Source organism: Mesorhizobium sp. WSM4822 (assembly GCF_055811155.1).
Window position 1 is genome coordinate 1 of the sequence record NZ_JBVVQM010000038.1, and the last position, 12277, is coordinate 12277.

Consider the following 12277-nt stretch of genomic DNA (forward strand, 5'->3'; position numbering starts at 1 on the left):
CTCCCCGTGAACGGCAGGGCTATCGCATATGGAATTCCTGAGATGTCTGCCCGGCACGGACCCCCACCCCTAACCCCTCCCCACAAGAGGGAGGGAGGACTTCCGTTGGTGCTGACCTAGGCGAATCGCCTGTCTTTTCGGCGCCAAAGAAGAATTAGAGGCACGCGGCAGCGTTCCCTCCCCCTTGTGGGGAGGGCTAGGGTGGGGGTCCTCTTCGCAAGAATCCATATGCGATAGCCCTGCCGTAAACGGGGAGAAGGGAGCTAACGGCCAAAGGCCGAGCCCGCGACCGCGGGCCGCCGATCGTTCGGCGCCCCCGCGGAGGGCCCGCCGCGGCAGCGGCGATACGGCCCGTGAGCGAAAACTAAGCCGCCTTCTTCTTCGGCCGGATCAGGCCGCGCTCGACCAGCAGTTCGGCGATCTGCACCGCGTTGAGTGCAGCGCCCTTGCGCAGATTGTCGGAGACGATCCACATCGACAGGCCGTTGTCGATGGTCGAATCCTCGCGAATACGCGAGATGAAGGTGGCGTCCTCGCCGGCCGATTCCAGCGGCGTGATGTAGCCGCCGTCCTCGCGCTTGTCCAAGACCTGGCAGCCTGGGGCTTCACGCAGGATATCCCGCGCCTCGTCGGCGGTGATCGGCTTTTCGAACTCGATGTTGACCGCTTCCGAATGGCCGATGAACACCGGCACGCGAACGCAGGTCGCCGTCAGCTTGATCTTGGGGTCGAGCATCTTCTTGGTCTCGGCGACCATCTTCCACTCTTCCTTGGTGGAGCCGTCGTCGAGGAACACGTCGATGTGCGGGATGACGTTGAAGGCGATGCGCTTGGTGAACTTCTTGACCTCGACGCCATCGGCGACGAAGACCGCGCGGGTCTGGGTAAAGAGTTCGTCCATACCTTCCTTGCCGGCGCCCGACACCGACTGGTAGGTGGCGACGACGACACGCTTGATGGTGGCGAAGTCATGCAGTGGCTTCAATGCCACCACCAGCTGCGCCGTCGAGCAATTCGGATTGGCGATGATGTTCTTGCGCGTGAACAGCGAGATCGCGTCCGGGTTCACTTCCGGCACGATCAGCGGCACGTCCTGGTCGTAGCGGAAGGCCGACGAATTATCGATGACGACGCAGCCCTGCTTGCCGATCTTCGGCGACCATTCCTTGGAGACGTTGCCGCCGGCCGACATGATGCAGATGTCGGTGTCGGAAAAATCATACTGGTCGAGCGTCTTCACCTTCAGCGTGCGGTCGCCGAACGACACTTCCGTGCCCTGGCTGCGCCGCGACGCCAGGGCCACGACTTCGCTTACCGGAAAGCCGCGCTCTTCCAGTATGTTGAGCATTTCCCGGCCCACATTGCCCGTGGCTCCGACGATCGCTACCTTGAAACTCATCGAAAAATCTCCTGTCCCTCTCCGCTTGGTTTTTGGAGAAACCCGCTGCCCGATGCGGGTTCCGTCCCCCGGGCCGAACCCGGGAGAGGGTGGTTAGGCCAAGGGAATCACACCGTTTTGATGGTGGTTTTGGCCATAGTTTTGCTGGAACGAGGGGACGCGCCGACGCGCCCGGCCCAATGATGTGCATTGAGGCTGGGGGCATCGAATGCAAGAAGAGCCATCAAAAGGCCGCGCATCGAAAAACGATCCCGTTCAAAGCGGGCTTTTACGCGGTTTGCGTCAAGAGTCAATTGCGATGAGCGTCCTGTTGCCCTGTACAATGGCGGCGGCACGAAGTACGAACGGCATGACCATCCGGCTCATGGAGCGTCCCGACGCCCGCCGAAGACAGGCCCATTGCTGGGCATATAAGAATCCGAATTCCGAAAGAGTAAGATGTCCAACTTCGATGCACTCGTTCCCGCGCTGGCAAGGGCGCTGGAAAAACGCGGCTATTCCGAGCTGACGCCCGTCCAGAAGGCGGTTGTGGCGCCGGAACTCGGCGAGGCCGATGCGCTGGTTTCGGCGCAGACAGGCTCCGGCAAGACGGTGGCCTTCGGCCTCGCTCTGGCGCCGACCCTGCTTGAGGGCGCGGAGCGCTTTGGCCACGCCGCCGCACCGCTGGCGCTGGCGGTGGCGCCGACGCGCGAACTCGCCTTGCAGGTGACGCGCGAACTGGAATGGCTCTACGAACTGACCGGCGCCACCGTGGCGTCCTGCGTCGGCGGCATGGACATGCGCTCGGAGCGGCGTGTGCTGGAGCGCGGCGCCCATATCGTCGTCGGCACGCCCGGCCGGCTGCGCGACCACATCACCCGGCGCTCGCTCGACATGTCGGCGCTGAAGGCGGTGGTGCTCGACGAGGCCGACGAAATGCTCGATCTCGGCTTTCGCGAGGACCTCGAATTCATCCTCGACGCCGCTCCGGCCGAACGCCGCACGCTGATGTTCTCGGCCACCGTGCCGCGCTCGATCGCCACGCTCGCCCAGGGCTACCAGCGCGATGCGGTGCGCATTTCGGCCGCCGGCGAGGAGAAGCAGCATCTCGACATCGAATACCGGGCGCTGAGCGTCGCCCAGCCCGACCGCGAGAACGCCATCATCAACGTGCTGCGCTATTACGAAGCCAAGAACGCGCTGGTGTTCTGCAACACGCGTGCCGCCGTCAATCATCTGACCGCGCGCTTCAACAACCGCAACTTCTCCGTCGTGGCGCTTTCGGGCGAGCTCAGCCAGAACGAGCGCAGCCATGCCTTGCAGGCAATGCGCGACGGCCGCGCAAAAGTCTGCATCGCCACCGATGTCGCGGCGCGCGGCATCGATCTGCCCAATCTCGAGCTGGTCATCCACGCCGATTTGCCGACCAATCCGGAAACGCTGCTACACCGCAGCGGCCGCACCGGTCGCGCCGGGCGCAAGGGCGTCAGCGCGCTGATCGTGCCCAACAGCGCCCGCAAGCGCACCGAGCGGCTGCTGCAGAACGCCGGCCTCAAGGCAACATGGGCGAGCCCACCCTCGGCCGACGACGTGATGCGGCGCGACGACGAGCGCATCCTGGCCGACCCGGTTTTCGACGAGCCGGTGAAGGACGACGAACGCGGTTTCATCGACGCGCTGCTCGCCAGACATGGCGCCGAACAGGTGGCCGCTGCCTTCGTGCGCCAGTGCCGCGCCAGCCGCTCGGCGCCCGAGGACCTCATGGAGATCGCGCCCTTCACGCCGTCGCGTGAAAGACCGGCGGGCGAAGGTTTCGCGCGCCGCGACGAGGCGCCCAGCCGCCGCGACGATTTCGGTGACAGCGTCTGGTTCTCGCTGTCGATCGGGCGCCGGCAGAATGCCGAGCCGCGCTGGCTGATCCCGATGCTGTGCCGCACCGGCAGCATCTCGAAACGCGAGATCGGCGCCATCAAGATGCAGCCGGAAGAGACCTACGTGCAGATATCAGCCGACTGGGCCGACCGCTTCCTGGCCGCGATCGGTCCCGACCGCAAGCTGCAAGGCAACATCCTGGTGAAGCGGCTCGATGGTACGCCCGATCTTTCACGCGCCGGCTATCAGCCGCCAAGCCCCGACAAGAAGCCGCATCGCGGCAAGGCGCCGTTCGACCCCAACGCGCCGAAGCGCAAATTCGAAAAACGTGCACCGGCAGCAGTCGATCAGCGCCCGGCCGCCCCGCATGATGCAAAGCCATGGGCGAAGAAGCCGGGCAAGCCGAAATTCGACACCACCGGCGCGCCCAAGCACAAGAAGGCGAAGAAACGGCCCGTCTAGAGCATTTCACCGTTTCACGGAAACGGCGATCTGCTCTAACTCTTTGTTTTGACGCAATTCCCAAGGGAAAACGCTATGCGTTTTCCCGGGAAAACCGCTTCACACTTTTCCTAGAATTGCTCTAGGACTTTGGCCGGAGGGACGCGCTTTCCTGCAGGCCAGCCTTGATGGCAGCCCAGCTGGCCGATGCCGGCGTCGGGCGATGCTGCTTTGCGATGCGTTCCGTCAGCGATGAGCGCCAGTCCGCGTCTTCCGCCATCCTGCGGATCGCAGCGTACCAGCCGGCCTGGTCATTGGAATCGATCGCCGGCATCAGCCCGCCGCTCGCCTCGATCAGCGACGGCGCGGTCGAGACGATGACCGGAACGCCGAAATCGAGACATTCCGAGGCGCCGTAGCCCCAGCCCTCGATATGCGAGGGAAAGACGCCGAAGGAAGCGCTGCGGTAGTATCGGATGAGCTCCTCATCGCTGATCGCTCCGGTGAACGTAACCCGCTCAAGCAATCTGGGATGGGCCTTGAGATAGGCGCGCAGCGGATCGATCATCCAGCCCCAGCGCCCGGCGCAGACGAGCCGCGGTAGCTTGACGCCCTCGTCGAGCGCCTGCTGCCAGACCCGCGCCAGCAGGATGTGGTTCTTGCGCACTTCGATGGTCGAGCAATAGAGCACGAACGGCTCGTCGGCCTCGATGCGCGAAATCTGGCCGATGCGCGAAGCCGTCTCGTACAGGATGGACGGCATCGGAAACCGGTATACCACCGGCTGCGTGACGCCTGCCTGTTGCATATGATCGGTCAGCGTCGCACCAACTTCGTCGGATGCACAAAATGCCGGCGCGCCGGAACGCACGAGGTGCTCGAGATATGACCCGTAGCGAGCCTCGCCAGGGCTCATACCAACCATGTCGGGGCGCAGTGTCGGGATGAGGTCGTGGCAAAGAAACGCGAGGCCGCCGGCGCGCCCGGAGACGGCGGTTCGGTCATCCCCGGTCAGAATGTGATGGCTGATCAGGACAAAGCCGCGTTCGGTCTCGTTCGGTTGGCTTGGAACCTGACGCGGGGCCGACCGGATCCGCGCCCGCTGGTACAGACGATAGGCCCGGATCAGCAGCCTCGTCGCCTGATAGGCAATCCCTTTGCGGCCATGGGTCACCGTCTTGGCGAGATGGCGGTCGGCGTCGCGCTTGCCCCATGGCTGCTGCCTCACCGCTTCGAGGGCCTGCGACATCGCCGTGCGTCTCCCAGGCCATCGTTTGAGGCGCCAGGGTGAAATCTCGCCCGTCGCGACATGGTCCTGCTCGAAAGGAGCGAGGGGGCGAAACCGGCCTTCCCACGGTCGGAACGCCACCACCTCTACGCAAGGGTCGGGATCGGCCAGGGCTGCGCTGACGAGAAAGCTTTCCACCCGCGGGATGCCGACAAGTCCCTGGCCGGACGGCCAGAACGTCAGGCCGGTGGCGTCGATGGCCAGCCAGGGAGGCCTTCTTTCCCCTCCATCTTCAATCACGGTTTTACTGTCAGGACTCTCGACTGTCATGTTCTGCTTCTGTCGAAGGCGGTTGCACTCGATGCCTTATGCTTCATTTGCCGCGAAGACGGTAGCCATGCCGGCTTGCCCATCGGCTCGGCCCTGTGCCACCTTCGGCCGGGACGTGGCGAGCGGGGGTGGCAAATGCGCGGCGAAGTGCTTCACTATGACGAGGACCAGGGCTTCGGCTTCATATCCGGAGCCGACGGCAACCGTTACACCTTCACCCGCGAGAACCTGCGCCGGCAGACCGCCATGCCCAACGGCACGGCCGTCGAGTTCCAGCCGGGCGGCGGCCAAGCGCGCGACGTCTTTTCGATCGCTGCTGCGACCGCCCCTCCGGCGGCCGCAGACCCCAGCATCAAGGCCGCACCGGCTCAGGCCAGCGTTCCGCCTGCAGCGGCCCCGTCTCCTGCGCAGCATTTCGGTCGATCTTCCGAGATAGCGGAGCCCAGTGATCTCTGGGGCTATTTCTGGCGCGGCGTGACGCAGAACTATTTCAATTTCGCCGGACGCGCCCGCCGCAAGGAATATTGGGGCTACTGCCTGTTTTGGACGGTTTGCCTGCTGATCATCGGCGGCATCGGCCTGTACACCGATATGGATATGGGCGGTTTCGACAGTGATATCTCGGGCGCGATAACGGTCGGGTTGTGCGGCACGTTCCTGCTGGCGACAATTCTTCCCAGCCTCGGCATGATCGTGCGCCGGCTGCACGACATCGGCCTGTCGGGCTGGCTCTGCCTGCTGATCCTGATCCCGACCATCGGCAGCCTGATCATCCTGGTCTTCGCGCTGATCCCGACACAAGCCAGGGAAAACCAGTGGGGGCCGGTGCCTGCGGGCGTCAGAATATAGTTTGCGTGCATATTGCAATCGCACCCAACCCTGGGTAGCATTCGCCGTAGCTAGCGTGAATGGGGGGCTGGGTATGCGCGGTGCGGTGCTTCACTACGACCAGGATCAGGATTACGGATACATCAACGGTATCGACGGCAAGCGCTATATCTTCACCCATAACGATCTGAATCAGGGGGTGACCCTCGCCAGGGGCACCCTTGTCGAGTTTCAACCGGATGACGGTACGGCGCACGATATAGTCGCCGTCACCCCGACAGCGCCATCGCCAAGCACGGGCCAGCCACGCCGTTCGGCCGAGAGCAGGCCCGCCTATTCCACGGGTCTGTGGGCTTACTTCTGGCGCGCGATAATTGCGGACTATAGCAATTTCAAAGGTCGCGCCCGCCGCAAGGAATTCTGGGCCTTCTGGCCATTCTACACCCTCGGGATATTGGCGCTTCTAGGCTTCGGAATACTCGTTGACCTGGCGTTCAATGGCTTCAAAACCAATGCGGACAGGACGCCGATGAGGGCCATAGGGCTCATACCCTTCCTGGTCTTCTTTTCGGGATTGATCCTGCCGTCGATTGCCCTCGTCGTGCGGCGTGTGCATGACGCGGGAGCGGCTGGTTTGCACTGCTGGGCTTCATCACTCCCATTGGCAGCATTGCCTTGCTGGTCTTCGGACTTCTGCCGTCCCAGGTGGGCGAAAACCCTTGGGGACCAGTGCCGGCAGGCGTCAGGATCTAGCCGCTTTTCAGCGCCTCGCCCGAAAGCCTGAGAAAGACCTTCTGGCCGTGGCGTTCGGCGCCAAGCCGGTCGTAGAAGCGCAGTGCGCCCTCGTTCCAGTCCTCGCTGGTCAGGTCGATGCGGCCGATGCCTTCGCGCAGGCAATGATCGGCGAGAAAGCCGATCAGCGCCCGGCCGACGCCGGCGTTGCGAACCTTCTCGCACACGAACAGATCCTTGAGGAACAGCAGCCGCTCGAGATCGATACCAGGATGCGCGATCGCCACCGACGCCAGGCCGCTGACCTCGCCGTCGACGAAGGCGAGCGCGAAATGCGGATAGGCCGGGCTTTCCTCGCCAAGCCATTTGCGTGCAGCAGACAGGGCCCGGTCAGCATCGAGAGGCGGCTGCCGGTAATGCTCCGCCATCTCGCACAATATGGCCGCGAGTGCCGTCGCGTCCTCGATCGTCGCCCAGCGGACGTCGACCGTCACGGAATCAGCCCAGGAATTTGGCGATGATCGCGTCGCCCATCTGAACCGTACCGACCTCGGTCATGCCATCGGACATGATGTCTTTCGTCCGCAGGCCTTCGTCGAGCACGGCGGCGATCGCGCTTTCGACACGGTCGGCTTCATCGACCATGCCGAAGGAATAGCGCAGGCACATGGCGAAGGAAGCGATCATGGCGATCGGGTTGGCGATGCCCTTGCCGGCAATGTCGGGGGCCGAGCCGTGCACCGGCTCGTACAGCGCCTTGCGCTTCTTGGTCTTCACGTCAGGCGCACCGAGCGAGGCCGACGGCAGCATGCCGATCGAGCCGGTCAGCATGGCGGCGATGTCGGACAGCATGTCGCCGAACAGATTGTCGGTGACGATGACGTCGAACTGTTTTGGCCAGCGCACCAGCTGCATGCCGCCGGCATCGGCCAGCATGTGGTCGAGCTTGACGTCGGAATAGCGCGCCTTGTGGGTCTGGGTGACGACCTCGTTCCACAGCACGCCCGACTTCATCACATTGCGCTTTTCCATCGAAGTGACGTGGTTCTTGCGGGTGCGCGCCAGCTCGAAGGCGACGCCGGAAATGCGCTCGATCTCGAACGTGTCGTAGACCTGCGTGTCGATGCCGCGCTTCTGGCCGTTGCCGAGATCGATGATCTGCTTGGGCTCGCCGAAATAGACGCCGCCGGTCAGCTCGCGCACGATGAGGATGTCGAGGCCTTCGACCACCTCCTGCTTGAGCGAGGAGGACGCCGCCAGCGCCGGGTAGCAGATGGCCGGGCGAAGGTTGGCAAACAGCTCCATGTCCTTGCGCAGGCGCAGCAGGCCGGCCTCAGGGCGCACCTCGTAGGGCACCGCATCCCATTTGGGACCGCCGACGGCGCCGAACAGCACCGCGTCGGCCGCCATCGCCTTTTCCATGTCGGCATCGGAGATCGCCGCGCCATGCGCGTCATAGGCGCAGCCGCCGACCAGCCCCTCATCGGTGGCAAAACCGCTGCCGAGCTTGTCGTTCATGACCGCGATCAGTTTCTTGACCTCGGCCATGGCCTCGGGACCGATGCCGTCACCGGGGAGCAGGAAAAGATGCTTCGTTGCCATGGAGGAACCGTCCTGGAAAGAATTTGAACCGCGGCCTTGCTAAACGCCAAGCCGGTTGTGCGCAAGGAGTAACGCAGCGATCAAGAACAACCTCGTTCGTTTGCGATCCTTCGCGCTCCCCTCTGCCCCGCCAGCCTCCCGCAAATTGCAGCGCCTTGCCTTCACCGATGCGAGAGAATGTTGACCAGCCGGCCGAACGGATCGCGGACATAGAAGCGGCGCACGCCCCAGGGCTCGTCGGCCGGTCCGTATTCGATGGCGAAGCCGGCCGCCTTCATAGCGTCGAGCGCCGCATCGACATCGTCGACTTCGATCGAGAGATCCGGCACCGGCGTGCCCGAGCCGCCCTGCGCCATGAAGCTGATCTGGACATTCATCTTTGCCTGCGAGCCGTAGGTGGCGATCCAGCCAAGATCCATCAACACATCGAGGCCGAGGACATCCTGATAGAAACGCTTGGCCGCAGTGGCATCCGATGTCTCGATATTGGCAACGATGCGCCGGACTTTCATCGTCGGTCGCCTTTCATGCCGTGCGCCGCAACGCCGTCACCTCGATCTCGATCTTCATTTCCGATCTGTTGAGCTGGCAGACGATCATCGTCGCCGCCGGCCTGATGTCGCCGAACGTCTCGCCGAGGATCGGGAAGACCACGTCCACGAAAGCCTGGTCGGTGATGTAGTAATGCGCTCGCACCACGTCGGCCATCTCGAAGCCGCCGTCCTTCAGCGCCTTGCCGATCGTCGCCAGGCAATTGCGCGTCTGCGCCTCCACCGTCTCCGGCATCGTCATCGTCGCGTAGTCGTAGCCGGTCGTCCCCGACACGAAACACCAGTCGCCCTGCACCACCGCACGCGAATAGCCGGCGGTCTTTTCGAAGGGCGAACCGGTGGAGATGAGTTTGCGCATGGGGCCTCGCAGGATTTGGTGGCCATTTTGCCGGAAAAGGGTAGGGCGGGTCATGGGCCAGAGGCCACCAATTGTTGCCACGAGCCGGAGCTAGGACGGTGAAGATTAGCCGAACCCTGGCGTCTTCGTCATCCTATGGCGAAGCAAGGAGCGAAGCGACGCGGCGCAGACCCCTGGAGCTGCTCCGCAGCCCAAGGGATCCATGCCGCGACTTCAAAGCGTTGCAGCGGTTCAGAATTCTGCTCCGCCGCGCCCTCCGACAACCGTCACGGCATGGATCCTCGGGTCAAGCCCGAGGATGACGAAGGCGTGGTGGTCGCTGCCGCGTCTAGTTCCCCAGCGCCTTGTCCAACGCCGCCTTCACATCCGCCGGCCATGTCGCCACATCAGGCCAGGCGTTCGGCTTGCCATTGTCGCCGCGGCGCGCAAAATAGAGCCTGTGCTGGGCCGGGTCGACCGCCATGAAGCCGTCATTGCCGCCGCAATCATGCGGCACGCAGCCGCTGGCGTAGAAGGCGCCCGAAGCGGTCTTTTCCGTGCCGCCGCCGACCAGCAGGCTGGTCGCCATGTCGGGCATGTCTTTGCCGAGCAGCTTTTCCGCTTCCTTGTAGACGGCCTCGTTGTGGAAGGCGTCGATGATGTTCTGGTACTTTTCCGGATCGATGTCTTTCCAGTCCGTGCCGGGTTCCGGCATGTAGGTCAGATTACCCGAAATCGTCAGCCCATCGGTCGGCGACCATTGCAAAGCCGGCTTCTCATCCCCCGGCAGCAGATAGGGCACGAAATAGATGGCGTTGTCGGACACCGCCGAGGGCGGTGCGCCGCACTGGTCCTGCTCGACTGTCGTGCTCTGGATGGTGCCGCCTTCCGGTTTCCAGACGATCACCGTCGCCGGCCCGCATTGATTGCCGCCGTCGCCCACATCGAACAGCGCCACCTTGACGCCGCCGACCTCGACTATTTTGTCGAAGAAGACGTCATAGTTGGTGGCCAGCTGCTTGCCGTCATAGGCAAGCACCTTCTCACCATACTGTTCCTTCTGGGTGATGGTCAGCGTGCCGCCTTCGAAAGGGACGGGCGCCTGCTTGTCGTCATCGGCAGCGTCGGCGGCGTTCGTCCCCTGATCGGCGGACGGCTGGTCCGTCGCCGGGGCCGGCTGGGTGGCGGGTGCCTGTGTCTGCGCGAACGCGCTCACGGTTTGCCCTAGCAACAAGGCCAGCCCGCAAACGCCGGCAAGAAGCAAACGTGTCATGACTGTCCCTCCGTTCGCCGCCACGAACCCGGCCTGTGGCGGCCGGGTCAGATCCTGCGACTCAGGCCCAGGGGCGCTGTTCGGCGTTCCGCTTCTCGAACGACGCGATGGCGCCGGCCTTCTCCATGGTCAGGCCGATGTCGTCGAGACCGTTGAGCAGGCAGTGCCGCTTGAAGTCGTCGAGGTCGAAGGTGACGACACCGCCGTCGGGACCGCGGATTTCCTTGGCTTCGAGGTCGACCGACACTGTGGCATTGGAACCGCGCGAGGCGTCATCCATCAGCTTCTCGAGATCCTCGGGGCTGACGGTGATCGGCAAAATGCCGTTCTTGAAGCAGTTGTTGTAGAAAATGTCGGCGAACGAGGTCGAGATGACGCAGCGAATGCCGAAGTCGAGCAGCGCCCATGGTGCGTGCTCGCGGCTGGAACCGCAGCCGAAATTGTCGCCGGCAACCAGGATCTGCGCCTTGCGGTAGGCCGGCTTGTTGAGCACGAAATCCGGATTTTCCGAGCCGTCATCCTTGTAGCGCATTTCGGCGAACAGGCCGGTGCCGAGCCCGGTGCGCTTGATCGTCTTGAGGTAATCCTTCGGGATGATCATGTCGGTGTCGACATTGACGATCGGCATCGGAGCGGCGACGCCGGTGAGCTTGGTGAACTTTTCCATGGCTTTTGCCCGTGTTTTCGTTGCGGGGGGATTGCTGAGGCACGGTTTACACAAAGCCGGCAGCAAATAAAAGGCAACTGTTCGTGCACGGTGGCACAAGCCAGCCCGATGGTGCAGTCTGGCGGCCATGGCAGAAAACGCACACGTCCTCTATAACAGCGAACCCGCGCTCGACATCGCCGAATTCCGGCGTGTGCTGGTCGAATCCGGCCTCGGCGAGACACGGCCGGTCGATGATGAAGCACGGCTGCGGGCGATGCTGTCGAGCGCCAATCTGGTGCTGACCGCGCGTCTCGACGTCGAAGGCAAGCCGCTGGTCGGCGTGATCAGAGGCATCACCGACTTCTCCTGGGTCTGCTACATCTCCGAACTCGCCGTTTCCCGATCGGCACAGGGGCTCGGCATCGGCAAGGGCCTGATGGACGAGGCGCGCCGGCAGCTTGGACCGTCGGTCGCCATCAGCCTGATCTCCATGCCCGACGCCGTCGGCTTCTACGAACGTATCGGCATGAAGCGCATGGCCGACGCCTTCTGGTTCGACCGCAAGGGCTGAGGTCGGCGCAGGCCTTTGACGTTGGAGGCGCACACCCCTCTCTGCCCTGCCAACGCTCAAATCACGTTCAATTCCCGGAACGCCCGCCCTTCCGCGACTCGACCATAGCCAAACGCCGAACAATCCACCGTGCGATAGCCGCCATGAACGATCAGTTCGGCCAGCGCCTTGCCGACCGCCGGCGCCTGCTGCAGGCCGTGGCCGGAGAATCCGTTGGCGAAGATGAAATTCCCGACCTGCGGATGCGGACCGATCACCGCGTTCTGGTCGAGCGTGTTGTAGTCGTAGTGGCCGGCCCAGGCGCGGGTCGGCTTGATCGCCTCGAAGGCGGGAATGCGGGTCGCCAACACCGGCCAGATCACCTCTTCGAACAGCGGCCAGTTTACCTCGAAGTCGCCGGGATCGGGGGCGCGGTCGCCTTCCTCCGGTTCGGCGCCGCCGGTGAGGTAGACCGAGCCTTCCGGACGGACATAGATGCCGGAGGG

General features: G+C 63.7%; 12 protein-coding genes and 1 pseudogene. 4 read left to right on the plus strand and 9 right to left on the minus strand.

What is annotated here, in order from left to right; genetic code table 11:
• Nucleotides 1-364: 364 nt before the first annotated feature.
• Entirely contained in the window at nt 365-1399 is a 1035-nt protein-coding gene (locus tag AC0L3E_RS33780) for an aspartate-semialdehyde dehydrogenase (RefSeq protein ID WP_473606799.1), read from the minus strand.
• Between the two features lie 438 nt (nt 1400-1837).
• Between AC0L3E_RS33780 and AC0L3E_RS33785 the strand changes: the two genes are divergently transcribed.
• On the plus strand, nt 1838-3712 hold the full coding sequence (locus AC0L3E_RS33785; protein ID WP_473606800.1) for a DEAD/DEAH box helicase: 1875 nt from the start codon (nt 1838-1840) through the stop codon (nt 3710-3712).
• A gap of 121 nt (nt 3713-3833) precedes the next feature.
• On the opposite strand, the gene AC0L3E_RS33790 is transcribed toward AC0L3E_RS33785, so the two are convergent.
• The gene (locus tag AC0L3E_RS33790) at nt 3834-5249 is read right to left on the minus strand and encodes a glycosyltransferase (protein WP_473606801.1); all 1416 of its coding nucleotides are present in this window, start codon (nt 5247-5249) and stop codon (nt 3834-3836) included.
• A 135-nt stretch (nt 5250-5384) separates the two neighbouring features.
• Between AC0L3E_RS33790 and AC0L3E_RS33795 the strand changes: the two genes are divergently transcribed.
• On the plus strand, nt 5385-6098 hold the full coding sequence (locus AC0L3E_RS33795; RefSeq protein ID WP_473606803.1) for a DUF805 domain-containing protein: 714 nt from the start codon (nt 5385-5387) through the stop codon (nt 6096-6098).
• A 73-nt stretch (nt 6099-6171) separates the two neighbouring features.
• Nucleotides 6172-6830 (plus strand): annotated as a pseudogene (locus AC0L3E_RS33800) (DUF805 domain-containing protein).
• Here AC0L3E_RS33800 and AC0L3E_RS33805 read toward each other — a convergent pair.
• The 6 genes from AC0L3E_RS33805 to leuD form a co-directional block, all read right to left on the minus strand.
• The gene (locus AC0L3E_RS33805) at nt 6827-7303 is read right to left on the minus strand and encodes a GNAT family N-acetyltransferase (RefSeq protein WP_473606804.1); all 477 of its coding nucleotides are present in this window, start codon (nt 7301-7303) and stop codon (nt 6827-6829) included. The pseudogene AC0L3E_RS33800 and the gene AC0L3E_RS33805 overlap by 4 nt on opposite strands.
• Before the next feature lie 4 nt (nt 7304-7307).
• On the minus strand, nt 7308-8411 hold the full coding sequence (leuB, locus tag AC0L3E_RS33810; RefSeq protein WP_127321872.1) for a 3-isopropylmalate dehydrogenase: 1104 nt from the start codon (nt 8409-8411) through the stop codon (nt 7308-7310).
• Nucleotides 8412-8572: 161 nt separating this feature from the next.
• The gene (locus AC0L3E_RS33815) at nt 8573-8923 is read right to left on the minus strand and encodes a VOC family protein (RefSeq protein ID WP_473606805.1); all 351 of its coding nucleotides are present in this window, start codon (nt 8921-8923) and stop codon (nt 8573-8575) included.
• Nucleotides 8924-8936: 13 nt separating this feature from the next.
• Nucleotides 8937-9320: a RidA family protein gene (locus AC0L3E_RS33820; protein WP_473606807.1), complete on the minus strand. Its 384-nt coding sequence runs from the start codon at nt 9318-9320 to the stop codon at nt 8937-8939.
• Nucleotides 9321-9648: 328 nt separating this feature from the next.
• On the minus strand, nt 9649-10572 hold the full coding sequence (locus tag AC0L3E_RS33825) for a hypothetical protein (protein ID WP_473606808.1): 924 nt from the start codon (nt 10570-10572) through the stop codon (nt 9649-9651).
• A gap of 61 nt (nt 10573-10633) precedes the next feature.
• Nucleotides 10634-11239: a 3-isopropylmalate dehydratase small subunit gene (gene leuD / locus AC0L3E_RS33830; RefSeq protein ID WP_023810900.1), complete on the minus strand. Its 606-nt coding sequence runs from the start codon at nt 11237-11239 to the stop codon at nt 10634-10636.
• Nucleotides 11240-11366: 127 nt separating this feature from the next.
• Between leuD and AC0L3E_RS33835 the strand changes: the two genes are divergently transcribed.
• Nucleotides 11367-11792, plus strand: a complete 426-nt coding sequence (locus AC0L3E_RS33835; protein WP_128307878.1) for a GNAT family N-acetyltransferase — start codon at nt 11367-11369, stop codon at nt 11790-11792.
• 56 nt (nt 11793-11848) lie between these two features.
• On the opposite strand, the gene AC0L3E_RS33840 is transcribed toward AC0L3E_RS33835, so the two are convergent.
• Nucleotides 11849-12277: NAD(P)/FAD-dependent oxidoreductase (locus tag AC0L3E_RS33840; RefSeq protein WP_473606810.1), on the minus strand; the 429-nt coding region annotated here is incomplete at its 5' end.

Excerpts from the sequence above, each read along its gene's own strand:
- AC0L3E_RS33780 (WP_473606799.1), bottom strand. The coding sequence starts at position 1,399 with ATGAGTTTCAAGGTAGCGATCGTCGGAGCCACGGGCAATGTGGGCCGG.
- AC0L3E_RS33785 (WP_473606800.1), top strand. The coding sequence starts at position 1,838 with ATGTCCAACTTCGATGCACTCGTTCCCGCGCTGGCAAGGGCGCTGGAA.
- AC0L3E_RS33790 (WP_473606801.1), bottom strand. The coding sequence starts at position 5,249 with ATGACAGTCGAGAGTCCTGACAGTAAAACCGTGATTGAAGATGGAGGG.
- AC0L3E_RS33795 (WP_473606803.1), top strand. The coding sequence starts at position 5,385 with ATGCGCGGCGAAGTGCTTCACTATGACGAGGACCAGGGCTTCGGCTTC.
- leuB (WP_127321872.1), bottom strand. The coding sequence starts at position 8,411 with ATGGCAACGAAGCATCTTTTCCTGCTCCCCGGTGACGGCATCGGTCCC.
- AC0L3E_RS33815 (WP_473606805.1), bottom strand. The coding sequence starts at position 8,923 with ATGAAAGTCCGGCGCATCGTTGCCAATATCGAGACATCGGATGCCACT.
- AC0L3E_RS33820 (WP_473606807.1), bottom strand. The coding sequence starts at position 9,320 with ATGCGCAAACTCATCTCCACCGGTTCGCCCTTCGAAAAGACCGCCGGC.
- AC0L3E_RS33825 (WP_473606808.1), bottom strand. The coding sequence starts at position 10,572 with ATGACACGTTTGCTTCTTGCCGGCGTTTGCGGGCTGGCCTTGTTGCTA.
- leuD (WP_023810900.1), bottom strand. The coding sequence starts at position 11,239 with ATGGAAAAGTTCACCAAGCTCACCGGCGTCGCCGCTCCGATGCCGATC.
- AC0L3E_RS33835 (WP_128307878.1), top strand. The coding sequence starts at position 11,367 with ATGGCAGAAAACGCACACGTCCTCTATAACAGCGAACCCGCGCTCGAC.